The sequence below is a fragment of the Bacillus sp. LR_5 genome (assembly GCF_042709275.1).
Genome location: NZ_JAVAXX010000065.1, coordinates 1 through 26668 on the forward strand (window position 1 = coordinate 1; position 26668 = coordinate 26668).

General features: G+C 43.1%; 31 protein-coding genes and 1 riboswitch. Of the genes, 21 read left to right on the forward strand and 10 right to left on the reverse strand.

The features are described 5' to 3' along the window. Positions 1–1804 (forward strand): ATP-dependent DNA helicase (locus RAC86_RS15240; protein WP_377885838.1); only part of this gene is annotated, 1804 nt, incomplete at its 5' end. Between the two features lie 42 nt (positions 1805–1846). Here the strand turns inward: RAC86_RS15240 and kduD are convergent. Beyond that, a complete protein-coding gene (gene kduD, locus RAC86_RS15245; RefSeq protein WP_061187660.1) occupies positions 1847–2611 on the reverse strand; it encodes a 2-dehydro-3-deoxy-D-gluconate 5-dehydrogenase KduD in 765 nt (254 codons plus the stop codon). Position 2612: 1 nt separating this feature from the next. Next, positions 2613–3440: a 5-dehydro-4-deoxy-D-glucuronate isomerase gene (gene kduI, locus RAC86_RS15250; protein WP_014114168.1), complete on the reverse strand. Its 828-nt coding sequence runs from the start codon at positions 3438–3440 to the stop codon at positions 2613–2615. Positions 3441–3660: 220 nt separating this feature from the next. Here kduI and kdgR point away from each other — a divergent pair, with 220 nt between their 5' ends. The 14 genes from kdgR (at position 3661) to exnP (ending at position 18299) form a co-directional block, all read left to right on the forward strand. Then, complete coding sequence (kdgR, locus tag RAC86_RS15255; protein WP_072566461.1) at positions 3661–4680, forward strand: pectin utilization transcriptional regulator KdgR; 1020 nt, start codon at positions 3661–3663, stop codon at positions 4678–4680. 37 nt (positions 4681–4717) lie between these two features. After that, positions 4718–5692: a 2-dehydro-3-deoxygluconokinase gene (kdgK, locus tag RAC86_RS15260; protein ID WP_072566460.1), complete on the forward strand. Its 975-nt coding sequence runs from the start codon at positions 4718–4720 to the stop codon at positions 5690–5692. A 1-nt stretch (position 5693) separates the two neighbouring features. After that, positions 5694–6284 carry a bifunctional 4-hydroxy-2-oxoglutarate aldolase/2-dehydro-3-deoxy-phosphogluconate aldolase gene (eda, locus tag RAC86_RS15265; RefSeq protein ID WP_061187663.1) on the forward strand — a complete coding sequence of 197 codons (591 nt, stop codon included), beginning with the start codon at positions 5694–5696 and terminating at the stop codon, positions 6282–6284. A gap of 43 nt (positions 6285–6327) precedes the next feature. Next, positions 6328–7320, forward strand: coding sequence for a 2-keto-3-deoxygluconate transporter (gene kdgT / locus RAC86_RS15270; RefSeq protein WP_014114163.1), 993 nt, complete (start codon positions 6328–6330; stop codon positions 7318–7320). Positions 7321–7432: 112 nt separating this feature from the next. After that, a complete protein-coding gene (gene ypwA / locus RAC86_RS15275) occupies positions 7433–8938 on the forward strand; it encodes a carboxypeptidase (protein ID WP_072566459.1) in 1506 nt (501 codons plus the stop codon). 142 nt (positions 8939–9080) lie between these two features. Continuing rightward, positions 9081–9180, forward strand: a riboswitch (purine riboswitch). Between the two features lie 89 nt (positions 9181–9269). Further along, the gene (xpt, locus tag RAC86_RS15280) at positions 9270–9854 is read left to right on the forward strand and encodes a xanthine phosphoribosyltransferase (protein WP_072566458.1); all 585 of its coding nucleotides are present in this window, start codon (positions 9270–9272) and stop codon (positions 9852–9854) included. Then, complete coding sequence (gene pbuX / locus RAC86_RS15285) at positions 9851–11167, forward strand: xanthine permease PbuX (protein ID WP_072566457.1); 1317 nt, start codon at positions 9851–9853, stop codon at positions 11165–11167. The genes xpt and pbuX overlap by 4 nt, the downstream gene beginning before the upstream one ends. Before the next feature lie 72 nt (positions 11168–11239). Next, entirely contained in the window at positions 11240–12337 is a 1098-nt protein-coding gene (locus RAC86_RS15290; protein ID WP_236827497.1) for a type III polyketide synthase, read from the forward strand. Positions 12338–12340: 3 nt separating this feature from the next. Next, positions 12341–12847, forward strand: a complete 507-nt coding sequence (locus RAC86_RS15295; RefSeq protein WP_072566456.1) for an isoprenylcysteine carboxyl methyltransferase family protein — start codon at positions 12341–12343, stop codon at positions 12845–12847. Between the two features lie 70 nt (positions 12848–12917). After that, positions 12918–13007, forward strand: a complete 90-nt coding sequence (gene fbpC, locus RAC86_RS15300; protein WP_109491777.1) for a Fur-regulated basic protein FbpC — start codon at positions 12918–12920, stop codon at positions 13005–13007. A gap of 177 nt (positions 13008–13184) precedes the next feature. Then, on the forward strand, positions 13185–16766 hold the full coding sequence (gene dynA, locus RAC86_RS15305; protein ID WP_072566455.1) for a dynamin GTPase: 3582 nt from the start codon (positions 13185–13187) through the stop codon (positions 16764–16766). 64 nt (positions 16767–16830) lie between these two features. After that, positions 16831–17088: a YpbS family protein gene (locus RAC86_RS15310; RefSeq protein WP_003218262.1), complete on the forward strand. Its 258-nt coding sequence runs from the start codon at positions 16831–16833 to the stop codon at positions 17086–17088. Between the two features lie 74 nt (positions 17089–17162). Beyond that, positions 17163–17309, forward strand: coding sequence for a hypothetical protein (locus RAC86_RS15315; RefSeq protein ID WP_003230761.1), 147 nt, complete (start codon positions 17163–17165; stop codon positions 17307–17309). 99 nt (positions 17310–17408) lie between these two features. Continuing rightward, positions 17409–18299 carry a 5'-3' exonuclease ExnP gene (exnP, locus tag RAC86_RS15320; protein WP_061187824.1) on the forward strand — a complete coding sequence of 297 codons (891 nt, stop codon included), beginning with the start codon at positions 17409–17411 and terminating at the stop codon, positions 18297–18299. A 5-nt stretch (positions 18300–18304) separates the two neighbouring features. Here the strand turns inward: exnP and sspL are convergent, their stop codons facing one another. The 3 genes from sspL to RAC86_RS15335 are packed head-to-tail and all read right to left on the reverse strand — an operon-like array spanning position 18305 to position 19561. Beyond that, positions 18305–18433 carry a small, acid-soluble spore protein L gene (gene sspL, locus RAC86_RS15325; protein ID WP_003218255.1) on the reverse strand — a complete coding sequence of 43 codons (129 nt, stop codon included), beginning with the start codon at positions 18431–18433 and terminating at the stop codon, positions 18305–18307. After that, positions 18417–18872, reverse strand: a complete 456-nt coding sequence (locus RAC86_RS15330) for a reverse transcriptase-like protein (RefSeq protein ID WP_072566454.1) — start codon at positions 18870–18872, stop codon at positions 18417–18419. The genes sspL and RAC86_RS15330 overlap by 17 nt, the downstream gene beginning before the upstream one ends. Then, positions 18872–19561 (reverse strand): queuosine precursor transporter, encoded by a 690-nt coding sequence (locus tag RAC86_RS15335; RefSeq protein ID WP_003218253.1) that lies wholly within the window; start codon positions 19559–19561, stop codon positions 18872–18874. The genes RAC86_RS15330 and RAC86_RS15335 overlap by 1 nt, the downstream gene beginning before the upstream one ends. An 83-nt stretch (positions 19562–19644) precedes the next feature. Here RAC86_RS15335 and RAC86_RS15340 point away from each other — a divergent pair, with 83 nt between their 5' ends. Together RAC86_RS15340 and RAC86_RS15345 are read left to right on the forward strand one after the other, a co-directional pair. Next, on the forward strand, positions 19645–20325 hold the full coding sequence (locus RAC86_RS15340) for a ribonuclease H family protein (RefSeq protein WP_072566453.1): 681 nt from the start codon (positions 19645–19647) through the stop codon (positions 20323–20325). Then, the gene (locus RAC86_RS15345; RefSeq protein ID WP_004397944.1) at positions 20318–20500 is read left to right on the forward strand and encodes a zinc-finger domain-containing protein; all 183 of its coding nucleotides are present in this window, start codon (positions 20318–20320) and stop codon (positions 20498–20500) included. Before RAC86_RS15340 ends, RAC86_RS15345 begins: the two co-directional genes overlap by 8 nt. A gap of 28 nt (positions 20501–20528) precedes the next feature. Here the strand turns inward: RAC86_RS15345 and RAC86_RS15350 are convergent, their stop codons facing one another. Beyond that, positions 20529–20798 (reverse strand): DUF2564 family protein, encoded by a 270-nt coding sequence (locus RAC86_RS15350; protein ID WP_061187672.1) that lies wholly within the window; start codon positions 20796–20798, stop codon positions 20529–20531. 155 nt (positions 20799–20953) lie between these two features. Here RAC86_RS15350 and degR point away from each other — a divergent pair, with 155 nt between their 5' ends. Continuing rightward, complete coding sequence (gene degR / locus RAC86_RS15355) at positions 20954–21136, forward strand: transcriptional regulator DegR (protein ID WP_003218247.1); 183 nt, start codon at positions 20954–20956, stop codon at positions 21134–21136. A 51-nt stretch (positions 21137–21187) separates the two neighbouring features. Here degR and cspD read toward each other — a convergent pair whose 3' ends face one another. From cspD to metA, 4 genes are all read right to left on the reverse strand, one after another. Further along, on the reverse strand, positions 21188–21388 hold the full coding sequence (gene cspD, locus RAC86_RS15360) for a cold-shock protein CspD (protein WP_003153604.1): 201 nt from the start codon (positions 21386–21388) through the stop codon (positions 21188–21190). A 15-nt stretch (positions 21389–21403) separates the two neighbouring features. Further along, positions 21404–21550, reverse strand: a complete 147-nt coding sequence (locus RAC86_RS15365; protein ID WP_120698826.1) for a hypothetical protein — start codon at positions 21548–21550, stop codon at positions 21404–21406. Positions 21551–21630: 80 nt separating this feature from the next. After that, positions 21631–22779 (reverse strand): diglucosyl diacylglycerol synthase, encoded by a 1149-nt coding sequence (locus RAC86_RS15370; protein WP_072566452.1) that lies wholly within the window; start codon positions 22777–22779, stop codon positions 21631–21633. Between the two features lie 230 nt (positions 22780–23009). Next, positions 23010–23915: a homoserine O-acetyltransferase MetA gene (metA, locus tag RAC86_RS15375; RefSeq protein ID WP_041520985.1), complete on the reverse strand. Its 906-nt coding sequence runs from the start codon at positions 23913–23915 to the stop codon at positions 23010–23012. A 355-nt stretch (positions 23916–24270) separates the two neighbouring features. On the opposite strand from metA, the gene RAC86_RS15380 reads away from it, so the two are divergent. The 3 genes from RAC86_RS15380 to RAC86_RS15390 are packed head-to-tail and all read left to right on the forward strand — an operon-like array spanning position 24271 to position 26576. Continuing rightward, a complete protein-coding gene (locus RAC86_RS15380) occupies positions 24271–24753 on the forward strand; it encodes a glutathione peroxidase (protein WP_072566451.1) in 483 nt (160 codons plus the stop codon). Between the two features lie 12 nt (positions 24754–24765). After that, positions 24766–25383 carry an HD domain-containing protein gene (locus tag RAC86_RS15385; RefSeq protein ID WP_014114148.1) on the forward strand — a complete coding sequence of 206 codons (618 nt, stop codon included), beginning with the start codon at positions 24766–24768 and terminating at the stop codon, positions 25381–25383. Between the two features lie 59 nt (positions 25384–25442). Continuing rightward, positions 25443–26576, forward strand: coding sequence for a conserved virulence factor C family protein (locus tag RAC86_RS15390; protein WP_072566450.1), 1134 nt, complete (start codon positions 25443–25445; stop codon positions 26574–26576). Positions 26577–26668: the final 92 nt, after the last annotated feature.

The following is a 26668-nucleotide window of genomic DNA, read 5'->3' on the forward strand; positions in this document are numbered from 1 at the left end:
TGAGCAAGTATTTATGGCTTTTCAGCTGGAGCGGGCGTTTAAAGAGAAAAAAGTCATGTTTGCCGAAGCTGGAGTGGGAACGGGGAAAACGCTGGTTTATCTTCTTTTCGCGATCAGCTATGCAAGATATGTCGGCAAACCTGCCATTATCGCTTGTGCTGATGAAACATTAATCGAACAGCTAGTGAAAAAAGAGGGCGATATTTCAAAGCTGGCTGAGCATTTGGATCTGAAAATTGATACAAGGCTGTCGAAGTCACATGAGCAATATTTATGCTTGAAGAAGCTTGAAAAAACGATGCAGCGATCTGATGATGATAAATGGCTGGATCTTTATGAATCATTACCGTCATTTGTTCATGAATCACAGGCGATGCAGCGCTTTTATCCGTATGGCGACCGTAAGCAGTACGCAAATCTATCAAATGAAGAATGGTCTGAAGTAAGCTACGACTCGTTTCAGGATTGTCTGACTTGTGATATGAGACATAGATGCGGTTTGACACTTTCCAGAGATTATTACCGCAAGTCAACGGACTTGATCATTTGTTCCCATGATTTTTATATGGAGCATGTGTGGACGGAAGAATCGCGCAAACGAGAGGGCCAGCTGCCGCTCTTGCCTGATCATAGTGCTGTTGTATTTGATGAAGGACATCTGTTAGAGTTTGCTGCACAAAAAGCGTTAACCTACAGAGTGAAGCAGTCTACTCTTGAATTGTTTTTAGAACGTTTGCTTCAAAATGACATCAGAGAAGAGTTTGCTGAACTGATAGAAGATGCGCTTGCTGCAAACGATGAATTTTTCTATGTTCTTTCTGAAGAATCAAAAGAAGTAGCCGGTTCACACCGTTTAGAAATAAAAAATGACCAGCGTGTCAAAAAGGCGGCGGACGAGCTTTGCCGTTTGCTTGATAAAATCGGTGAGGCTCTTGTGTTCGAGTCTGAGATGTACACGATTGATCAATACGAGCTGTCAGTTGTGGAGGAATATGTTGAACAAATGGCGTATTCATTATCTCTATATCAAAAGGATGCGATCAGCTGGCTTGAGAAAAAGGAAGCAGAATCAACCTTTGTTGTGATGCCAAGAACGGTAGCGGAAGTGCTTGGCGAAAAAGTGTTTTCTAAGAAAATTCCTTATATCTTTTCTTCTGCCACGCTGTCAGAAGGCGGTTCGTTTGATTATATTGCCGACAGTCTCGGGATTCACGATTATTTATCATTAACCGTTGATTCTCCTTATGATTATGACGAGCAAATGACCGTTAATCTATATGCAAAAACAGATATGGTTGCTGAACAAAAAACGGCTGAAACGATTGAAACAATCAAACGTTATAAAGGCAGAACGCTGGTGCTTTTCCCTTCTTTTGAAGAATTAAACGAGTTTAAGCAGCTATCGGCGGCTTGGGAGCTGCCGTATCCGATTTTCTTTGAAGGTGATGAGGAAATCAGCAGCTTAGTGGAGAAATTCCAAGAGGAAGAGGAAACAGTACTTTGTTCGGTTCACTTATGGGAAGGACTCGATATTCCTGGTGACGCATTGAAGAATGTTACCATTTGGTCATTGCCATTCCCGCCTCATGATCCTGTATTTACAGCGAAACGCAACGGGGCGAAAAAAGATCCGTTCGAAGAAGTTGATCTGCCATATATGTTATTACGCGTACGGCAGGGCATCGGGCGCCTGATTCGTTCGAATCAAGACAGCGGCTCGATTCACATTTACGCTGGCGGAGAAAATGGACGCATCATTGATGAAGTCAAAAAGGTCTTGCCTGTTAAACCGCATATGATGTAATAGAAAAAGCTGACGATCGTGTTCGTCAGCTTTTTTAATGTGTCAGCGGGATAGCCAGCCGCCGTCAACTGCTAAAATATGCCCATTTACATAATCTGAAGCACGTGATGCCAAAAAGACTGCAGTTCCCCCGATATCATCTGCTTTGCCCCAGCGGCCGGCAGGGATTCTTTTTAAAATGTCCTCATTTCGCTTTTCATCATCCCGAATAGGCTGTGTATTCGCGGTAGAAATATAGCCCGGGGCGATTGCGTTGACCTGAACACCGGACGCCGCCCACTCATTTGCAAATGATTTTGTCAAACCGGCAACCGCGTGTTTGCTCGCTGTGTAAGCGGGAACGAGGATACCGCCTTGAAAAGATAGGAGAGAGGCGATATTAATAATCTTTCCATAACCTCTTTTCAGCATGTAACTGCCTGCCAGCTGTGTCAGAATAAACAAGCTGTTTAGATTGACATTCAGTACATGCTGCCAGTTCTCTTCTGCAAAATGCTCCGCTTTTTCTCGGTGAATAATGCCGGCATTATTGACAAGGATGTCGATCTGCCGGCTTTCGAACAGCTCAGCTGCAGAATCCTTTATCGCTTCTGGCTTGCTCATGTCCAATGTAAAAGACGTAAACGTTCGTCCTTCTTGTTCCACAAGCTGCTGTGTTTCAGACAGGCTGCTTTTATGTGATGTGCCGATAATATCAGCGCCGGCCCCGGCCAGCGCTTTGGCAATTCCTTGACCGATTCCCGTTCCCGGTCCTGTTACCAGCGCTGTTTTTCCTTCTAATGAAAAGGCGTCATGTAGATAACTCATCTTATTTCAGCCCATCCATCGGAACGACATCCATGTCCGTGAATGTGTAGTTTTCTCCAGCCATTGCCCACACAAAGCTGTAGTTTGATGTTCCTGCGCCAGAGTGAATAGACCAAGCAGGAGAAAGGACAGCCTGCTCATTTCCGACAACTAGGTGGCGGGTTTCGTCCGGCTGGCCCATGAAGTGAAACACCTTCGAATCCTTCTCAAGATCAAGGTAAAGATAAGCCTCCATCCGGCGGTCATGGACGTGTGCCGGCATAGTATTCCAATTGTTGTTTTGATCTAACATCGTAATTCCCATCATAAGCTGACAGCTTTTAATGCCATCTTGATGAATGACTTTGTACAGGCTTCTGACGTTAGAAGCTGCATCATCGCCAAGCCGGTCCGGTGTCAGTTCAGAAAGAGCGGCTTTTTGCGTAGGATAGCTTTGATGGGCACAAGCGGAGACGAAGTAAAACTTAGCTTGTTCTCCGTTCAGGCTTGTGAATGCTACATCCTGATTGCCCATTCCGATATAGAGAAAATCCTTTGTTTGAAGCACATATTCATCATCACCAACCCTGACAGCGCCAGGCTGGCCGACATTAATAATCCCGATTTCACGCCGTTCTAAAAAGAAATCTGTTTTAAGGAAATCCCCGGCATCAAGCTTCAGGTCACTTTGCCCAGGAGCGGCGCCGCCGATGACAACCCGGTCTTCATGTGAGTAATACATCGTAAGTTTGTTTTCCGTAAATAAAGTATCCATTAAGAAATGACTGCGAAGCTCCTCTGTTGTAAAGCGTTTTACTTGTTCAGGGTGTACAGAATAACGGTTTTCCATTGTATTTCCCCCTTGGTTAGGATTTCGGCATCACTTGAATGAAAATATTTTGGTAACGGTTTCAAAGAAAATTTTAGGATAAATAGTGAAAAGAGTCAACGGGAAAATTGTGAATAAGCACATTATTAAAAAACTCTTTCCAAATTTTAAAAATATGGTATTCTTTTGTTGTAACGGTTTTGAAATCGGTTTCAAATATATGAGATACAGGAGCACTTGAATGAAAAAGAAAACAACTGGCCATACGACCATCAAAGACGTAGCTGAATATGCAGGAGTTTCGAAATCGACAGTTTCCCGCTATATCAACGGAAAAATTGATGCGATTTCTCCTGAAAAAGTGAAAAACATCAAAAAGGCAATTGCAGAATTGAATTATCGACCAAGTAAAATGGCACAAGGTTTGAAAATAAAAAAAAGCAAATTAATCGGATTTGTTGTAGCTGACATTACAAATCCTTTTTCGGTCGCGGCTTTCAGGGGAGTCGAAGAGGTTTGTGATCAATATGGCTACAGCATTATGGTGTGCAACACAGATAACAGTCCTGAAAAAGAGCGGGAAATGCTCTTAAAGCTTGAAGCCCATTCGGTTGAAGGGCTGATTTTAAACGCAACCGGAGAAAACAAGGATGTGCTGCACGCCTTTGCCGAACAGCAAATTCCAACGATATTAATTGACCGGAAACTTCCGGATCTGAAACTGGATACGGTAACGACTGACAACAGAAGGATCACAAAAGAGATTCTTCAGAAGATTTACAGCAAAGGGTACACTGATGTCGCGCTGTTTACCGAACCGATTTCATCAATCAGCCCTCGTGCAGAAAGAGCAGCTGTGTATCAGGAAATGGCTTCGGCCCAAAATGCGAACGGGCTTGTCAGAATGTATGAAATTGACGTGAAAAACAAGGAGCAGCTTAAGGTGGCGCTTCGTTCTTTTCACAAGGAGATGCCGGAGCAAAAAAAAGCGATTCTGGCTTTGAACGGCTTAATTATGCTGAAAATCATCAGCTGTATGGAAGAGCTTGGCCTGCGCATCCCTCAAGATATAGGGATTGCTGGGTTTGATGATACGGAATGGTATAAACTGATTGGTCCGGGCATTACAACGATCGCCCAGCCGTCACATGATATGGGCAGGACGGCGATGGAACGTGTATTAAAAAGGATTGAAGGTGACAAGGGAGCGCCTCAAACCATTGAATTAGAGGCAGAAGTCATCATGAGACAGTCACTTTAATCCTAGGTGCCCTCAACTAAGAGGAGGTTAGGAAGAGATGAAGCTTGATGCGGTGACATTCGGGGAATCGATGGCCATGTTTTACGCAAATGAGTATGGAGGCCTTCATGAAGTATCCACTTTTTCTAAAGGGCTGGCCGGAGCGGAAAGCAATGTCGCTTGCGGCCTGGCCAGACTCGGATTTCAGATGGGCTGGATGAGCAAGGTAGGCAATGATCAGCTCGGAACATTTATTTTACAGGAGCTTAAAAAAGAGGGAGTGGATGTGTCCCGCGTGATCCGCTCGCAGGACGGAAATCCCACTGGTCTACTGCTGAAGTCAAAAGTGAAAGAAGGCGATCCGCAAGTTACCTATTACAGGAAAAACTCAGCTGCAAGCACATTAACTTCTGCTGAATATCCGAGAGATTATTTTCAATCCGCAGGCCATTTGCATGTAACAGGTATTCCGCCTGCCTTATCAGCCGATATGAAAGACTTCACGTATCATGTTATGAACGACATGAGAAACGCCGGGAAGACGATTTCACTCGACCCCAATTTGAGAGCTTCACTTTGGCCTGATCAAGCAACAATGGTATACACAATCAATGATTTGGCTGGGCTTGCAGACTGGTTTTTCCCGGGGATCGCAGAGGGAGAGCTATTGACCGGAGAAAAAACACCTGAAGGCATTGCAGACTATTATATGAAAAAAGGTGTAAGCTTTGTCGCTATTAAACTCGGAAAAGAAGGCGCTTACTTTAAAACGAAGACAAGTGAAGGATTTGCAGAAGGCTTCCGGGTCGACCGTGTTGTTGATACAGTCGGTGCCGGAGACGGATTTGCAGTCGGTGTGATCAGTGGTATCCTCGACGGTTTGTCGTACAAGGATGCGGTGCAAAGGGGAAATGCGATTGGCGCTTTGCAAGTGCAGGCACCGGGGGATATGGACGGCCTGCCGACCAGGGAGAAATTAGCCGCGTATTTATCTGCTCAAAGAACGGTTTACCAAAAGAAAGGGGATTATTAATATGGAGTCTAAAATCGTTGAAAACCGTCTGAAAGAAGCAAGGCTGATTGCAGTCATCCGCTCAAATGATAAACAGGAGGCTAGTCAGCAGATTGAGAGTTTACTAGATAAAGGGATTCGTGCGGTTGAAGTGACTTATACGACGCCTGGGGCTTCAGATATTATCGATTCCTTCCGTAATAGAGAAGATATCTTAATCGGCGCGGGCACGGTCATCACTGCACAGCAAGCGGGAGAAGCTGCTGAGGCTGGCGCGCAGTTTATTGTCAGTCCGGGTTTTTCAGCTGACCTTGCTGAACACCTTTCTTTTTTAAAGACACATTATATCCCTGGCGTATTGACTCCGAGCGAAATCATGCAAGCGCTGACATGTGGTTTTACTACATTGAAGCTATTCCCAAGCGGTGTGTTTGGCATTCCGTTTATGAAAAATTTAGCGGGCCCTTTCCCGCAGGTGACCTTTATTCCGACAGGCGGGATACATCCGTCTGAAGTGCCGAATTGGCTCAAAGCCGGAGCTGGCGCCGTCGGTGTCGGAAGCCAGCTGGGCAGCTGTTCAAAAGATGATTTGCAGGCTGTTTTCCAAGTGTAAGTGAGATTGTTTTTTCATAACCGGAGGATGGGAGAATCCACATATGAAAATCAAAGCGACAATTGAACGGGTACCTGGCGGAATGATGATTATTCCGCTGTTTCTGGGAGCAGCACTCAATACGTTTGCGCCTGGAACAGCGGAGTTCTTTGGAGGGTTTACGGGTGCTTTGATTACCGGAACGCTGCCGATACTGGGTGTTTTTATTTTTTGCGTAGGAGCGACGATTGATTTTCGTTCTTCAGGCTATATCGCAAGGAAAGGAATCACATTATTATTGGGGAAGGTCGGATTTGCGGCGCTGCTTGGCGTGATCGCAGCGCAATTTATACCTGATGAAGGCATACAATCCGGCTTCTTTGCAGGTCTTTCTGTTTTAGCAATTGTCGCAGTGATGAATGAAACGAACGGCGGCCTGTATTTGGCGCTCATGAATCATATGGGAAGAAAAGAGGATGCTGGCGCTTTCGCGTTTATTAGTACAGAATCAGGGCCTTTTATGACCATGGTGACGTTTGGTGTGACGGGACTTGCCGCATTTCCGTGGGAAACACTGGCAGCGACAGTCATCCCGTTTTTACTCGGGTGTATACTTGGAAATCTTGATCATGACCTCAGAGACTTATTCAGCAAGGTTGTGCCGGCGATCATCCCGTTTTTTGCCTTTTCCCTCGGAAACACCTTGAATTTTGGAATGCTGATCCAATCAGGGCTTCTCGGCATTTTTATCGGTGTTTCTGTCGTCATTTTATCGGGAAGCTCCTTGTTTTTGCTTGATCGTTTTGTCGCGCGGGGAGATGGTGTCGCGGGAGTGGCGGCTTCTTCTACGGCGGGGGCGGCTGTAGCCGTGCCATACGCATTAGCGGAAGCGAATGCTTCGTTTGCGCCAGTTGCCGAATCAGCAACCGCAATCATAGCGACAAGCGTTATCGTCACCTCGCTGTTAACCCCGCTAGCAACAGTATGGGTGGATAAAAAAATCAATGAGAAAAAACGGAAAACACCGCCGCCAAAAAATCAAATGACAATCAACTGAACAAAGAAGGCTGCCGCCAAAAATGCCGGCAGCCTCTTATACAAACAAGTTGACTTTCATACCCCCTTCCATTAGCCTGTAATGGAACGGCTAGAATAGGGAGGGAATGGATATGGAGATACATACATATGAAAAGGAATTTTTTGATCTTTTAAAAAGAATCTCACATTACAGCGAAGCAGTTGCGTTAATGCACTGGGACTCCAGAACAGGCGCGCCAAAAAACGGCTCAGAGGACCGTGCCGAAAGCATCGGCCAGCTTTCAACAGATATATTCAATATCCAGACATCAGATCGGATGAAGGAGCTAATCGATGCCCTGTATGAACGATTTGATGACTTGTCTGAAGATACGAAAAAGGCAGTAGAGCTGGCGAAAAAAGAGTATGAAGAGAATAAAAAAATCCCTGAGGCTGAATACAAGGAATACGTAATTCTGTGTTCAAAGGCAGAAACTGCGTGGGAAGAAGCGAAAGGAAAATCTGATTTCAGCTTGTTTTCCCCTTATTTAGAGCAGCTGATTGAATGCAATAAACGTTTTATTACGTATTGGGGTTATCAAGAGCATCCTTATGATGCATTGCTTGATTTGTTTGAGCCGGGTGTCACGGTAAAGGTGCTTGATCAGCTGTTTTCCGAGCTTAAGGAAGCGATTATTCCTCTTGTTAAACAGGTGACAGCTTCCGGAAATAAACCAGATACAAGCTTTATCACAAAAGCGTTCCCTAAAGAAAAGCAAAAAGAGCTCAGCCTGTATTTTTTACAGGAGCTTGGCTACGATTTTGATGGTGGACGGCTTGATGAAACTGTTCATCCGTTTGCGACCACGATGAACCGCGGAGACGTTCGCGTCACGACGAGATACGACGAAAAAGATTTTCGTACGGCGATCTTTGGCACCATTCATGAGTGCGGCCACGCGGTATACGAACAAAATATTGACGAAGCACTGAGCGGCACGAACTTATCAGACGGTGCATCAATGGGAATCCATGAATCTCAATCATTATTTTACGAGAATTTTATCGGCCGCAACAAGCATTTTTGGACACCATACTATAAGAAGATTCAAGAAGCATCAGCTGAACAGTTCAAGGACATCTCTCTGGATGATTTTGTCCGGGCAATCAATGAATCAAAACCTTCATTTATCAGGGTTGAAGCGGATGAATTAACGTATCCTCTTCATATTATCATCCGATATGAAATTGAAAAGGCGATTTTTAGCAATGAAGTGTCAGTGGAAGAACTGCCGTCGCTTTGGAATCAAAAATACCAGGATTATTTAGGGATTACACCGCAGACGGACGCAGAGGGAATTTTACAGGACGTCCATTGGGCAGGAGGAGATTTCGGCTATTTCCCATCCTATGCGCTCGGTTACATGTATGCGGCTCAGCTGAAACAAAAAATGCTTGAGGATATTCCTGAATTTGACACTCTCTTGGAAAGAGGGGAATTTCATCCGATAAAGCAATGGCTGACGGAAAAGGTGCACATTCACGGAAAACGGAAAAAGCCGTTAGACATTATTAAAGATGCAACAGGAGAAGAGCTGAATGTACGCTATTTAATTGAATATTTGTCAAACAAATATTCAAATCTTTATCTGTCGTAATCAAAAGCCTGGCGGCACGGCCGTCAGGCTCTTTTATGATCGGAATTCCTTGAAAGACGAATGATATTTCAGAAAATGAAAATAAAGTTCGGGAATTTTCATTTTTCGTCTATGCAAGAGATTAGAATCTTGATATAATTTATTACAATATCATAGGAACACTCATATAATCGCGTGGATATGGCACGCAAGTTTCTACCGGGCACCGTAAATGTCCGACTATGAGTGAGCAATGAGACCGCATGTGTACGGTTTTTTGTTATATCAGCATTGCTTGCTCTTTTTTTGAGCGGGCAATGCTTTTTTTATTCTCATAACGGAGGTAAGCAGGATGGAAGCACTGAAAAGGAAAATAGAGGAAGAAGGCGTCATATTATCTGATCAGGTATTGAAAGTGGATTCTTTTTTGAATCACCAAATTGATCCGCTGCTTATGCAGAAAATCGGTGACGAATTTGCCGCCAGATTTGCTAAAGACGGTATTACTAAAATTGTGACAATCGAATCATCCGGAATCGCTCCCGCTGTAATGACAGGCTTGAAGCTTGGTGTGCCGGTTGTCTTCGCGAGAAAACATAAATCATTAACACTCACCGACAACTTGCTGACAGCGTCTGTTTATTCCTTTACAAAGCAAACAGAAAGCCAAATCGCAGTCTCAGGAACCCACCTGTCGGATCAGGATCATGTGCTGATTATCGATGATTTTTTGGCAAATGGGCAAGCAGCGCACGGGCTCGTGTCGATTGTGAAGCAGGCAGGAGCTTCTATTGGGGGACTTGGCATTGTCATTGAAAAGTCATTTCAGCCGGGAAGAGATGAACTTGTGAACTTAGGCTACCGAGTGGAATCTTTGGCAAGAATTCAATCATTGGAAGAAGGAAAAGTGTCCTTCGTACAGGAGGTTCATTCATGAAAAATGGATTTGGCAAAACGCTGTCTTTAGGGATACAGCATGTGCTCGCCATGTATGCTGGTGCCATTGTCGTTCCTCTCATAGTTGGAAAAGCAATGGGCCTGACTGTCGAACAGCTGACCTACTTAGTATCGATTGATATTTTTATGTGCGGTGTGGCTACACTTCTGCAAGTGTGGAGCAACCGATTTTTCGGGATCGGGCTTCCGGTAGTGCTTGGCTGTACATTTACAGCTGTATCGCCGATGATTGCGATTGGATCTGAATACGGGGTTTCAGCGGTTTACGGAAGCATTATCGCTTCAGGTATTCTCGTCATTCTGATTTCATTTTTCTTTGGAAAGCTCGTATCATTTTTTCCGCCGGTCGTGACAGGATCAGTTGTTACGATAATCGGCATTACACTTATGCCGGTAGCCATGAATAACATGGCCGGCGGTGAAGGAAGTGCAGATTTCGGAGACCTTTCCAATCTTGCTCTCGCTTTTATCGTTTTGAGTATCATTGTGCTTCTATACCGTTTTACGAAAGGCTTTATCAAATCCATCTCGATTTTGATCGGTATTTTAATTGGGACTTTCATCGCTTATTTTATGGGAAAAGTCCAATTTGATAACGTTTCGGACGCGGCAGTTGTTCAAATGATTCAGCCATTTTACTTCGGAGCGCCGTCTTTTCACGCAGCGCCTATTATTACAATGTCCATCGTTGTGATTGTCAGCCTTGTAGAATCAACTGGTGTTTACTTTGCCTTAGGTGACCTGACGAACCGCCGTCTGACAGAGAAAGATTTGTCAAAAGGCTATCGCGCTGAAGGGCTGGCTGTGCTGCTGGGCGGTATTTTTAACGCTTTTCCTTACACGGCATTCTCTCAAAATGTCGGGCTTGTACAGCTGACAGGAATCAAGAAAAATGCCGTAATTGTTGTCACGGGTGTAATCTTAATGGCATTTGGGCTGTTTCCGAAGATTGCTGCTTTCACGACCATTATTCCATCTGCTGTTTTAGGAGGTGCGATGGTGGCGATGTTTGGAATGGTGATCGCTTACGGAATCAAAATGCTCAGCCGCATTGATTTTGCCAAACAGGAAAATCTGCTGATTGTTGCCTGCTCAGTCGGTCTGGGTCTCGGTGTAACAGTTGTGCCGGATATTTTTAAGCAGCTTCCGAGTGCCTTAACGCTTCTTACAACAAACGGCATTGTCGCAGGCAGCTTCACTGCAGTAGTCTTAAATATTATATATAACGTATTTTCTAAAGCCAAAAAAACAGAACAAAAAGCTGACATCACTGAGCAAAAAACAGCAGTCTAAACTCCGCCGCGGCGGAGTTTTTTGCATATAAAAAAGATCATTGCGGCACAATGTATGCAAAGAGGTGATCGCATGGCGTTTATTTTATCCATCGGAACAAGTCTTCCTGCGTACGATGTAAACCAAGAGAGAGCGACTGAGTTCGCCCGCTATATGTTTCAGCATTCCTTTAAAGATATTGACCGGCTGTTAACCTCATTTAAAAATGGGCAAATCCACTCAAGACAATTTGTCAAGCCGATTGAATGGTATAAAGAGGGTCACAGCTTCGAAGAAAAAAATCAAATATACATAGAAGAAACACTTAAGCACAGTAGTGAGGCTGTTCGCGAGTGCCTCTCTCATCCTGAGTTTTTTCAAGAAGCCATCCCTTATGAGAAAGTGGATGCTGTTTTTTTCGTCTCCAGCACGGGCCTTTCCACACCGAGCATCGATGCGCGGCTCATGAATGAACTCCCGTTTTCTCCATATACGAAGCGGATTCCGCTTTGGGGGCTCGGCTGTGCAGGAGGAGCCAGCGGACTCGCGCGTGCAGCCGAATACTGCAAAGCGTATCCTGAGGCTTTCGTGCTTGTCATTGCTGCTGAGCTGTGCAGTCTGACATTCCAGCCGGAAGATAAAACGAAAAGCAATCTTATCGGCACTTCGCTTTTTGGCGACGGCATTGCCGCAGCATTATTATGCGGAGAGAAGGCGGACCGCAGGACATCAAAACTGAAGCTTGTACCGAAGATAACAGATTCTCAATCTGTGTTGATGAAACAATCAGAAGATGTTATGGGCTGGGACTTTACTGATCAAGGATTCAAAGTCATTTTCTCAAGAGATATTCCGACTTTGGTGGAAAAATGGCTCAAAACGAATGTACAGGTTTTTTTAGACAAACATCAGCTGTCATTCAGAGATATCAGTGTTTTTTTGGCACATCCAGGCGGAAAGAAAGTGATCGATGCATACATCAAAAGTCTTGAGCTGTCATCAGAAAAGCTTTTATCTGCACAAAGCATATTGCAAATGCACGGAAATATGTCTTCAGCCACAATATTGTATGTGATCAAAGAGCATCTGCTGAACGGACATAAAAAAGAAGCAGAACGGGGACTGATTGGCGCACTAGGGCCGGGATTTTCATCAGAGCTGCTGTTATTCAGCTGGGAAAAGGGGGCTTGATTCATGTTTTGGTTGTTAATCGCCATTCTCATTGCTCAACGAGCAGCTGAAATGGCAGTAGCCAGACAAAACGAACAAAAGGTAAAGAAACAAGGGGCGATCGAATTCGGCGAGAGCCACTATCCGTATATCATCATCATGCATATCCTTTTTTTCCTGTCTTTAATTGCGGAAGTGCTGCTGATGAACAAACAGCCGTCAAGCTGGTGGATCTGTATCGCTGCGGCTATTTTAAGCGTGCAGGCAGTACGGTATTGGGCACTTTGTTCCTTAGGAGCATATTGGAATACGAAAATCCTTGTCGTTCCAGGTGCGGAGCTTGTAAAAAAAGGCCCTTATAAATGGATGAAGCATCCAAACTATACCGTTGTTGTATTAGAAATCTTATTGATTCCGCTGCTGTACCAAGCGTACGTCACCATGTGTCTGTTTTCCATTGTCAACGCCGTGTTGTTAACCGTCAGGATACGTACAGAAGACAAAGCATTAGAGGAATACAGTATAAAATAGAGATTGAAAATCATTCTCATCCATGTTAAAATGAATTTGAAAAAGATTCTCAATCAGGATGGTGAAGCAAATGACAATGCTGTTTTTGCTTGGGGCGGTTTGTACATATAGTATATTAATTGGTTTTGTATTAAAAGGAATCTCTAATAAATCTGTTTAAAATGAATCTGGAACTTGTCAAAGTTGCAGATTTTCTTTTATAGAAGCTGCCGTAATGGCAGCTTTTTTCTATTCTCTTAAAGAAATTTGGCTCATTCTTGTGTAAAATGAAAGAGGAATGTATTCAGATCTTTCGAAAAAGATTCACAATTGAAACGGCACAAAGGGGTTCAGATTTATGACAGAACATAACAGAAAAGAGCTTTTGCACAAAACAGGGGAACTTTATAAGCAATTCATCGAGAATCAAGATGAAGAAAGAGCTGCTAAACTGGCTGCAGTCATGAAAAAAGCGGTAGATGGAGAGGTTTATATTGCGTTTACCGGGCATTATTCAGCGGGCAAATCGTCACTGCTGAACTGCCTGTTAATGGAGAATATTTTGCCGACAAGCCCGATCCCGACAAGCGCTAACCTTGTTGTGATCAGAAACGGGGAAAAGCGTGTTCGGCTTCATACAACAGACGGAGCGTGTGCTGAGCTGGAGGGGGCTTACCAGAAAGACAAGGTGCAGCAATATTGCAAAGATGGGGAGCAGATTGAAAGCGTTGAAATTTTTGACCGGTATACTGAGATCGATTCTGGGGTTGCGTATATTGATACTCCTGGGATTGATTCAACAGATGATGCCCATTTTCTATCAGCGGCGTCTATTCTTCATCAGGCGGATGCGTTGTTTTACGTCGTTCACTATAATCACGTGCACTCTGAGGAAAATGTAAAGTTTCTCAGGTCGATAAAAGAAAGCATTCAGAATGTGTATTTTATCGTCAATCAAATTGACCGCCACGATGAGGCGGAGACACACTTCGGAGACTATAAAGCACAGGTAGAGGAGATGCTTTGCAATGAAGGCATTTCAAAGGAATCACTTTATTTTACGTCAGTGACAGAACTGAACCACCCGTTCAATCAGATTGGGGTCCTGAGAGAAGAATTAAGAAGAATAGAACAGCAAACAAAAAGCAATTTGCAGGCTTTAACAGAACAAAAAGTCCGTAATCTGCTGAAGGAACATACGGAAATCCTTTTGAAAGACGAAACAGACGGTCCAACCTTTGCTGAACAGCTTGATACACAAACTGATCTGGTCCAATCGCTGCGTGATCAATTGGATGAGGCGGCAAAACAAGCGACTGAGGCAGAAAACAGGATGCAGGAAGAAATCAATCGCATTTTAAAAAACGCCAATCTGACCCCCTTTGACATGCGTGAGTTGGCAGCTGCATTCCTAGAATCGCGAGAGCCTTCTTTTAAAACCGGTTTTTTCTTTTCTAAAGCAAAAACTGCACAGGAAAGAGATAGAAGAAGGAATGCTTTTTTCTCTGATGTGAAAAAACGAACAGAGGCCGAAGCGGATTGGCACATAATAGACACGTTCCATAAACTCGCCAAGTCATTTGATGTTCATACAGCTAAAAGTGAAAAGCTGATTCAGGCCTATCGCACTCCGCTTGAAATTGACATCATTGAGCGCGCGGTTAAGCAAGGTGCAGCTCTTTCCTCTGAATATGTATTGCAATATACAAAAGACTTGGCAGAGCTCATCCGCAAAGAGGCGAAAAGAAAAGCGGGAGACATCATAAAGGAGCTTACCGCGATGGTGAAAGAGCGTGTTTCCAAAGACTTGCAAACCATCAATGGCCGTCTCATCCAGGAATCAGAAAAACTCTCCCACCTCCAAGAACAGGCCCGTTTAGAGAATAATGCCCGCGAGAAAGCTAATTGCATGTGGGCCATTTGGGAAGAGAAGTCCGCATACCCGATGCACATAGACACCGACTGGTTTAAAACGAAGAAAAAAATAGTAGCGGCTCCAAAACAGAAACGAAGCCAAGACCGGCAGACGCAGCAGTCGATGCAGAAACCAGAAATCAAAATGGAGCAAGAGCTGCCGCTTCAAGACCAAATCAAACGCTTTCACATCTTGTCTGACCTTTTAGGCGAATACAGCATGTTATCAAAGCAAACTTCAGCCTTTCGGGAAAGAATTAAAAGGCTTGAAGAACGGAAATTTACACTTGCGCTTTTTGGAGGCTTCAGCTCGGGGAAATCATCATTTGCCAATGCGCTCGTCGGCGAAAGGGTGCTGCCATCCTCACCAACGCCAACCACAGCGACAATTAACAAAATTACAAAACCAACCAATGGAAATATAAACAAGACGGCGGATGTGGTGTTTAAGACGGAAGATGACATAACGGCTGAAATTTTACAGCTCACCGGAATAAAAGAAGAACCAGCAGGCCGTTCTTTCACAGAGAAATGGGAAAAGGCAGTCAAAAAAAGCCGGCTGCCGGAAGAACACATCAAATTGATCAGCAATTTCCTGCTTGCATACGAAAAGGTTCAGCAATATATACAGGAACAAAAAAAATTAACAATTCCGCTGTCTGAATTAAAACCCTATGTGGCAGAGGAGACAACGGCCTGCGCTGTGAAAGAGGTAACAGTCTATTATACATGTCCGCTGACTGAAAAAGGGATTACGATCGTTGATACGCCCGGCGCGAGCAGCATGAATAAACGGCATACAGAGCTGGCGTTCCAATATATTAAAGATGCCGATGCGTTTTTTTATATGACCTATTATCAGCATTCCTTCTCGAAAGGAGACCGTTCATTTTTGCGAAAGCTCGGGCTGGTAAAAGAATCGCTCAGTATGGATAAAATGTTTTTCGTCATTAATGCGGCAGACCTTGCGAAAGATAAAACAGAGCTCGAAACAGTGACCGATTATGTCAGCGCAGAGCTTGTAAAAGAGGGGATTCATGAACCGCAGCTCTTTACTGTATCAAGTAAAGAGGAACTGCTCGGCAAACCGGAATCATTTTATAACCAGTTCCCGAAAGTAAGAAAACACTTAGACCGATTTATTGAAGTGGATGTAAAAAAAGCGTCAGCTGCACAGCTCAGTTCGGAAGCAGACAAACTATGCGAAACTGTTTTCCAGCTTCACCAATCCCAGCATCAGTCCAGGGAGGAAAAGGAAGCACAGAAACAGCGCCTTATGCTGTCATTTGAGCGGACTGCAGCCGAGATCGAGAAACGGCGGAACTCAGAAACCATTATTGAGAAAGTAAAAAAAGACACAAAAGAGCAGCTTTATCACATTACACAGCGATTATCCTTTTTTGCAAATGATTTATTAAAATCGGCATTTCATCCCGGGCTTCAGAACGGAGATTGGAAAAAGAACGTCGGCAAGGCGATGACAACCGCCTTACATGAATATCAGTTTGAATATGTTCAGGAAATCAAAACGCTTGATGTACGCATGAGCGGTTTCATCGAGCGGCATATTGCCGAAGAGTGGCTGGAAAGCTTTCAAAAAACATTAAACGAGGATGGTTATTTTTCCATTTATGCGGGCCATCAGCATTCGAACGGCATACAGCTTAAGGAAGTTGAACCTGAATTAGACGAACGTGCCTTTGAGCAGGAACAAAAAGAGATCAAATCACCGAAGCAGTTTTTTGAACAGAAAGGAAAAGCGGCCTTCATCGAAGCTGTTCGGATGAAACTCACGAAAATCACAGAGGTTTGGGTGAAAAACGAAGAAGAAAGCCTTATCTCTCATTACACAGATCATCTCAGACGTTTACAGGAGGATATGGCTGAAAAAGCAATGGAACAAATAAAGGATCAAAAAGATACGTATTTAGGAGGATATGGGGAAGGGGAACATGCGAAAGAGATTGAAAAGGCATACCAAGCATGTATCGCCTGGCAAAGGTCAGACCATACAATAAAAATGTAAAATTCAGTTGGCTTGTATTTCAAGTCATGATAGACTAAATAGAAAAAAGCGAGATGAACGATTCATGTCAGAGGTACATAAAGCAATTTCAGCACATTCATCAAAACAGCACGAGCATATCAAAGCATTTATGCGTCTTGAAAACATGCGTGAAATGGCCATTGAAGAAGCGGTTTCAAAATGCAAAAATGATGAGCCTTTTACTACAGATGCAATTAATGAAATTACCGAGCAGATCAATCAGCTCGCCAAAAAAGGCATCGTCCCTACAAGACGCCTTGTATCAAAAGAAATGGTCAGAGAATACGTAAGCCGTATGTAAGCTGGATGATCCTGTCGCGAGTGAATCTCCTGCCGGAAGCATATACTATATGTATCCGACGTAAGGGGGGATTCATGTTGGGCAGAACAAAACTGGGAAACAGAAATGCACAGGCGAATAACAATGCCAAAAAGAAAAACGGATTTCAAACCCATTTTGACTCTTACGCAGGACGCGAAGCTGAAAAGCTGATCGCCAGCAACAAAAGACACAACGACTGATGATATTAAAACAGTATCTCTAATTGAAGAGATGCTGTTTTTTATTTTTGCGCGCTTTATGGTAAAATAGAAAGAATGAAAGAAAAGGGAGTATATCTTATGAATAATAATAAACTATTGCTAGTTGACGGCATGGCTCTTTTATTCCGGGCGTTTTTTGCCACGGCCGTGCATCGCAACTTTATGATAAATGACAGCGGGGTGCCGACGAACGGCGTCAACGGATTTTTAAAGCATTTGATCACAGCTGTTGAAACGTTCCAGCCGACACACGTCGTCTGCTGCTGGGACATGGGAAGCAAAACGTACCGAAATGACCTGTTCCAAGATTATAAGGCGAACCGCAGTGCACCGCCTGTGGAGCTGATCCCGCAGTTTGATTTGGCAAAGGAAGCGGCCGCTGAACTTGGTATCATGAATATCGGTTTTGCTGGGTATGAAGCGGATGATTGTATCGGAACTCTTGCCGCTTTGTTTGCGAATGAAGCTGACATTACGATCGTAACAGGGGACAGAGATTTACTTCAGCTGTTAACGGATAAAGTAAGCGTGGCTCTGCTCCAAAAAGGAATAGGAAATTATAAAGTCTATACAAAAGAGACTTTTTATGAAGAAACAGGCGTTCTGCCGAAGGCTTTGATTGATATTAAAGCGCTTATGGGTGATTCCAGTGATAACTATCCTGGCGTCAAAGGGATCGGAGAAAAAACAGCCTACAAACTGATTCGTGAATATGAAACAATTGACCGCTTATTAGAAAATCTTTCTCTTCTTCCGAAGGGACAGCAGGGGAAAATTCAGCAAGGTTTAAGCGATTTGGAGATGTCGAGGAAGCTTGCGGAAATTCATTGCTCTGTTCCGCTGGTCTGCACACTGAAAGACGCTTTATTTACCCTGCAAATGGAGCAGGCGGCTGACATGCTTCGCCGCCACCAAATCAAAGGAATTGAGCGCATGCTTGAAAAGCTGAACGCTAGAGAGATCGTGTAGATCTTCTAGCGTTTTGTATTGCTTTTTTTGGCTCTTTCCTCAAGCTCTGTTTTAGGGTCATTATGTGTATTGCCTTCCAGATCGCCTTGCGGAGTAACACCGCCGGTCAGCCGGCCTTTATCTTTCTTTTTCATGTTTGTTCACCTCGTCATTAGGATGACCATTGATCGAGATTTCATTCTTGTCATTCAGCCGGATCGCTGCTTTTGCCAGATGATCGGCTTTTTGGTTTTGTTTGCCCGGTATCCATTTGATGAAAAAAAGAGGGAAGGCCGCTTTTAATCGGATGATTTCTTCCACATACGGGTAAAACGTTTTATTTTTAACCATTTCAAACTCAGCGGCCCGTTCCACAATATCTGAATCGGTTCGAAAGGAAACAGATTGATACCCGCGCTTTGCACATAACTTCATCCCTTCAATTAATGCAAGAAATTCCGCTTCCTGGTTTGTATGCATTCCGATTGGAATAGAGAAAGATTCTGCTTTTCCTTCATGTTTGATAAAAATGCCGATGCCGGAAAGTCCGGGATTACCGGCGCTTGCGCCATCTACATATATTTCTGTAGGCATTAGGAACTCCTTTCATCATTCGGTATCATTTTTTTTGCTGCATAGGCATAAGGCAATGAAATCAAAGATACCGCAAACTTAATCAAATATGTAGAAATAAAAATATGAAGCCAAACGCCTGCAGGATAAATGCCGAAAAAAGCGACACCAGTAAATATAAATGTATCAAACAGCTGGCTGACTGCTGTACTGCCGCCGTTTCTGAGCCATAAAAGCCGATCAGAAGGAAATATCCTTCTAATTGCTGAATATACATAAACATCCAGCGTTTGGCTGAAGATAAAGGCAAGCAGACTTCCTAACGCGACTCGTGGAAGGAATCCGAAAATCGTTTCCAGTGCTGTTTGTGATATGTCGCTGGAAGCCGGTTCGAAAAGCAGCACGCCTTGCATGACAAATGTCAGCGTCAGGAGCGTTGAGAATCCGAGCCATACCGCTTTTTTGGCTTCAGCCGGTCCGTATTTTTCATTCAGCACATCTGTCGCAAAAAAGATTGTGCCGTACATCACATTCCCGAGCGTTGCTGTTAAGCCAAACAGTTCGACTGTTTTTACGACTTGAAGGTTGGCGCAGACTGTCGCAAAACCGATCCAAACAAATAGTCCCATTTTGCCAAATCCTTTATAAAATAAAAGAACAATGATAAAATGAATGATCGCAAAAATGATCCAAAACGAATTATTAAACAAAATGAAAATGCTTCCTTTCCGGGGTTAAGATTGGTTTGATTATAGCACAAGCCCGGCAACTAATGAATGGTAAGGTGATTGTAATGAAGCTCAGACCGCATATGAAAATAGAAGCAAAAGGGACGGGAACCGTCTCATTTTTGGGCGAAGACTGGCTGACAGCACAGCAAGCACGTATGCTCGCAAGAGAACTTGGCCGTTATCCATACATGAAAGAACTCGAGTTCGAAGACGAGAAAGGCGGCAGCTGGTCGCTGAAGGAATTGGAAAAGCTGACAGAGGAGCTTGCTCAAGAGCCTGATGACATTACTGTTTATTTTGACGGCAGTTTTGATAAGGAGAGCGAACTGGCCGGACTCGGAATCGTCATTTATTATTCATTGGGAGGAATCCGGCATCGTTTGAGAAAAAATAAAAGCTTCCGGCTGAAAACCAATAATGAAGCTGAATACGCGGCGCTTTATGAAGCAATAAGAGAAGTAAGAGAGCTTGGGGCAAGCAGAAATTCAATTACGATCAAAGGGGACTCGCTTGTGGTGCTGAATCAGCTTGACGGCAGCTGGCCTTGCTATGATCCGTCTCATAATGAATGGCTGGACAAAATAGAAGCACTCCTTGAATCGATGAAGCTTACTCCAACCTACGAAACCATACAGCGGAAAGACAACCAGGAAGCTGACGGGCTCGCTAAAAAAATTCTATCCCATCAATTCGTAGAAAGCCACACGAAATTAGACCGTAACGGAGATGACGATCTTGGATAAGAAAATGATCTTTAAAGAACTGACAGAACTGCACGATGAATATTGCAAGGACTGTTTTATTAAGAAGCAGTTTCGCAAAGAATTTGGCAAAACCTATGCGCATTCATTTTGTATTAATAAATGTACGGTTGGTGAAAAGCTGAAAGCATACGGAGATGTCTTAACCAATCACTAAAAAATAAAAACCGCAGAAGCTGCGGTTTTTATTCTTTAAATTCATCAAGCTGATGCTGGCTGTCATCCAGCAGCTGCTGTTGCTGCTGTACAAATTCAGGATCATCGAGAGCTGCCAGCTCTTCAGATTGTGACAGTTCTCTTGCATCCTCAATGGCTTGGTATGCGGAATCGACTAATGTTGTGCTTTGGCCTCTCGTCGCAGCTCCTGTCGTTTTCTGCGCTGTTTCCACCGCCAGTTCCAGCTGCCGCTTATCCGTAAAGCCAGTCTGATCCTCATCATGAAATTCTGAAGTCACAACAAACACCTCCGCAATTATTTTGCAGAGTTTTTTTAAAATTTATGTACTAAAATAGAAAATAAAATGAAAATAAGCCGATATAACTATTGAACCAGAATAAATAGGACTGTTTTACTATTTGAGGTATCTTGGCAGAGAAGGGGAACGCAGCTATGGATGATAAAGACTTGAAGTCGATCCTTCACAAAACATTTATAGAAATATACAGTGATTTAGAAGAACTGGCGGATATCGCAAAAAAAGGGAAGCCGTCAATGGAAAAACACGTTGAAGAGATTGAACAGAGGTGCAAACAAAATATTTTGGCGATTGAGATCCAGATGAAAATCAAATAGGAGAGGCAAATGCCTCTCCTATATTTGTCATCTCATCATCATGTATTGAGTTTAGAGTTTTACAACATTAGAAGCTTGAGGTCCACGATTACCTTCGACAATTTCAAAAGAAACTTCTTGTCCTTCTTCTAATGATTTGTATCCTTCTCCTTCGATAGCTGTGAAGTGAACAAATACATCGTCTCCGCCTTCAACTTCAATGAAGCCGAATCCTTTTTCGTTGTTGAACCATTTTACTTTACCGTTTTGCATATTGCTTAATTCCTCCTAGTACTGTAGCACCCGTGTGCTAAAAAAAATTTTGTCACCATTTAACGTTGATTCATTGTTAAATGATGGTTCAACTATACACCATCTGGGAGCACCCGTCAAGTTTCGAAACTGCTTATTTTTCAAAAGAAGAGCAAGTTTCACAAAAAAATGTAACCGCTTTTATAAATGAATGAATATAAATAAAAAGAGCACACGATTTTCGTGTGCTCTCCAAAACATCATTAAGATAGCGCTCTGGTTTTTTGTTTGGCCGTCATCATTTCTGATTCCTTCAGGATATCCTCTAAAATCACTTCAGATGAGTTTGCTAAATGAAGGTCTTTAATGTTTTTCTTCATGCGCTGTAAAGTATCTTCATCTGCGAGAAGGGAAGTGACTGACTCGAGAATCTCTTCATGACGGTTCACGACGATCGCAGCTCCGCGATCTTCAAAGAAGTTTGCATTTTCTTTTTCCTGGCCAGGCACGGGTTTGTACAGAATGACAGGCACACCGATGGCAGTTGCTTCTGTCAAAGTAATGCCTCCAGGTTTTGTAATCATGCAATCTGTGATCCGGAACAGCTCATCAATGCGCTCCACATAGCCAAGAACTTTTAATTTGTCACCGTTTTCTGCTTCAAGCGCACTTAAAGATTCTTTTAAAGCCGTGTTTTTTCCGCACACGACAACCACCTGCACATGATCATCTTTGACAAGGTTTTCGCACAGCTCTTTTACGTTCTTTAATACACCGTGGGCGCCTGCCATGATTAGAAGCACTTTTTTATTTGGTGAAAGATTATACTTTTTATATATCGGCTCCACTTGCATGGATTCTTCAAATTGTGGCCTGATTGGGATTCCGGTGATTTTTACATTGCTTGGATGAGTACCGATCTCCAGCAATTTTTCCTTCACATAATCTGTCGCCACATAATATTTATCCACGTTCTCGTGAACCCAAATTTTATGAAGGCAAAAATCAGTCATAACGTTGAAGGTAGGGATGACCCTGCCTGTTCGGCGTCTGTATTCCGGCACGACGATCATCGGAAATGTATTAATAATAATATCAGGCTGATGTTCATCGACAAGTTCGCCCAATCGTTTATTACCCATTTTAAAGTAAATATTGAATTTACGTTTATTATAGATTTTGTCAACTCCGTAATAAAACAAACGATAAAACTGTTTCCCGATTGAGAAGCTTTTTAAATAAAGGTACTGAGTTACCTCTGAAACAATCGGATTTGACTCTTGGTACAAATTAGAAACTGTTACATGCTGAAAGCCGAGACGTACACATTGCTCATAAAGCGTTTTGGCTACCTGCACATGTCCATTTCCGTAATTTGCAGTCAAAATTAATACTCTTTTATTGGTATTCAAGTAAATTCACCTCAATGTAATCAACAACAAGCAAGCTTCATGCATCGTAAGGAGTTATTGTCTATACATAAACATAACACAAATACATAATCAAATTATTAATGCAGTGAAAAAATTAAGCTAATTTTAAAAGATTTGGATTCCATTATTTTAAATTTTTGTTATACGCATACTGAATCAGATGTATTTTATCATATTTTTTGCTCAGCGTATCACTAAAAAAAGAAAAATTAGTCCCATTCATAAGGAGTTTCTTGGTAAACGTAATAATTCAGCCAGTTCATAAACAATAATGTCGCATGCGCTTTCCAGCGATTCACCGGCTGCTTGCTGTCTTCTGCAAAATAATGTTTAGGCGCCTCGACAGTAGAAAGGTTTCGTTCAAGATCTCTTTCATACTCTTGAAGAAGCGTATTTGTATCATATTCAGGGTGCCCTGTTAAAAAGACTTGTTTTTCGTCTTTAGACACAATTAAGCAAACCCCAGCTTCCTTCGATGCGGTAAGAATATTTAACTCGGGCACTGCTTGAAGCTGTTCCATATTTATATCTGTATGCCGGGAATGCGGCACATAGTATAGCTCGTCAAAACCTCTTACCAATCTTTCGTGTTTTGAAAGAACTGAATGTTCGAACACACCGAAGATTTTTTTCGGCATTTGAATTTTTTCCACACCGTAATGGTAATACAAACCTGCTTGAGCGCCCCAGCAAATATGCAAGGTTGAAGTGACATTTGTTTTGCTCCACTCCATGATCTCTTTGAGCTCTTCCCAATATGAAACATCTTCAAACGCCAAATGCTCGATCGGCGCACCGGTGATAATCATGCCGTCAAACTTCTTATGACGGATATTGGAAAAAGTCGTGTAAAATTCGTCAAGGTGTTCTCTTGCAGTATTTTTCGGCGTGTGTGTGCTTGGGATTAAAAATGTAAAATGAACCTGTAAAGGTGAATTTCCAAGCAATCTGAGAAGCTGAGTCTCTGTTTGGATTTTTTTCGGCATCAAATTCAATATGATAATTTTTTGCGGCCGGATATCCTGATGAAATGCTCTGCTTTCATCCATTACAAATATATGTTCACTCTCAAGCACCTGTTTTGCCGGCAGGTGTGTTGGTATATTAATAGGCAACGTGCCACCTCCATCATTTCCCCGTTTGATTTTCTTCATTATAGGAATTTTCACGCCAATTTTCAATCTATCTATAAGTGTTGAGGGGGAAACAACAGAAAACTCTTTAAATAAAACGCATAGATACGTCATTTGGTTTCACAGTAAAATGATTTTCCATGATGTATCTCAGAAGGGAATTGTATTGTTTTATAGAATGATAAGTAAAAATATGAGCCACATGAATTTATAATGAGCAGATGCTCACCACTTATTTGATTCATTTCTTAAGAGTTCTGATAAATGGTGTTTGCATTTTGATTTGAGATAGAAAAAAGGTAAAATAATCAGCAGCAGGGACATAGGAGGGACTTACATGTCTATATATGATATGAAGGTACGCACAATAACAGGGAAAAACATGACACTTCAGCCTTTTGCCGGAAAGGTATTGATGATCGTGAATACAGCGAGTAAATGCGGCTTTACTCCCCAATTGAAGCAGCTTCAGGAGTTATATGATACATATCAGCAGGAGGGCCTGGAGATCTTAGGGTTCCCCTGCAATCAATTTATGAACCAAGAGCCTGGTGACGAGGCAGACATACAGGATTTTTGCGAAACAAATTACGGTGTTACGTTTCCTATGTTTTCAAAAGTAGAAGTAAATGGAAAAAACGCCCACCCGCTGTTTGTGTATTTGACGGAGCACGCGAAAGGGATGCTGGGAACTAAGGCGATCAAGTGGAATTTCACGAAGTTTATAGTGGACAGAAACGGAGAAATCGTTGGCCGATATTCACCAAATACAAATCCGAAAGAGCTGGAAGACGTTATCATGAAGCTATTAGGGCAATAAAGAGGTGTTTTTATGAAGGAATTGAAGCAGGCTGAGCAAATCAGGACATGGGTGCAATCTGTCCTAACAGGCGAAAGTTCTGGACATGATTGGCTTCATGTATCAAGAGTTGCAGATCTTGCTTTGTATATTGGAGAAAAGGAAAACGCGGATTTGTTCATCGTTGAAACAGCGGCGTTGGTTCATGATTTAATTGATGTCAAACTTCCTGATACGGTCAGGCTTTCTGTGAGCGAAGTATATGATCAGCTCGTTATTTTCGGAATTGGAAAAGAGGATGCTGACAGAGTGATTCACATTATCACAAGGATGTCCTTTCGGGACAGGGAAAAGTTTGAGGGGGAGCCGCTCTCCATTGAGGGAAAGGCCGTACAGGACGCTGACAGGCTTGATGCGATTGGTGCTGTCGGCATTGCGAGAGCTTTCATGTTTGCGGGCGCAAAAGGGCACGGCCTTTATGGAGATGATCAAAGTGCCTACGCTCATTTTTTTCATAAGCTGCTGCGGCTGAAAGATATGATGAATACAGACACCGCACGGGAACTGGCAGAAGAAAGACACGATTTTATGCTTCAGTTTGTCCGTCAATTAGAAAAAGATATACCCGGGATTGATGCCAAAACGTCGTAATAGAAGGCTTAGGGCGACTATGATAGAATAAGTCACAGATATGCTATAGGAGGACGATCATGAAGATAAAATCAATTGAACCTACGCCAAGCCCGAATACAATGAAGGTTATCTTAACGGAAGAGCTTCCGGCGGGCAAAAGCAATAACTATAAACCGGATCAAGCAGAAGGCGCACCGCCTGTTATAGCGGAAATCCTTAAAATAGAAGGGGTTAAAGGGGTTTATCACGTCGCTGATTTTCTTGCTGTTGAACGAAATGCAAGATACGACTGGAAAGACATTTTACCGCAAGTCCGCACTGCATTTGGGATGGAAAGTGCTGAAAGCGCAGAAGAAAACCGCTCTGATCAAGAGTCTTTTGGAGAGGTGAAAGTTTTTGTACAGATGTTCAGCGGCATTCCTATGCAGGTCAAATTGACGGATGGGGAGCGGGAAGAGCGCTTCGGCTTACCTGAACGCTTTCAGCAGGCGATCTTAAAACTCAGATCTGAAGCCTCAAATGTTGTGTTTGAGCGGGTCTGGAAAGAACAAGGCGTTAGATTCGGCGACTTTAATGAAATCGGTCATGACGTGACAGAAGAGCTTCAGGCTGCATACAGTGATGATCGGCTGAAACGGCTGACAGAAGCAGCCGCTCAAGGAAAGGGCGAAGCAAAACAAGCAGTACAGCGCAAAGCGTATAAAGTAACGCTCGACATGCTGGATGATGAGGACTGGAAAAAGCGTTATGCACATCTGGAACAGATGGATCCGAAAGAGGAGGATATCCCGGTTTTACAAAAGGCATTGGATGATCCCAAGGTGTCCATCAGAAGACAGGCTGTTGTGTACTTAGGAATGATTGAAACACCTGATGTTCTTCCTCTATTGTATAAAGCACTTGAGGACAAAGCTGTCTCAGTCAGAAGAACGGCCGGAGACTGCCTATCTGATATCGGCGACCCTCAAGCTATTCCTGCTATGATCAAGTCGTTAAGCGACTCCAGCAAGCTTGTCCGCTGGCGTGCGGCTATGTTCCTGTACGAAGTAGGCGATGAAAGTGCAATTGAAGCTTTGCGCGCTGCCGAAGATGATCCCGAATTTGAGGTCAGCCTTCAAGTGAAAATGGCGCTTGAGCGTATTGAGCATGGAGAAGAAGCAAAAGGTTCTGTTTGGAAACAAATGACAGAGAGTAGAAAAAAAGGTGAATAAAAGAAAGAAAAGGGTGCAGATCATGCACCTTTTTTATGTGAATTCACTTTTTATAAAAATTATTTCGAATATTGTTGAAAAATACCCGAAAA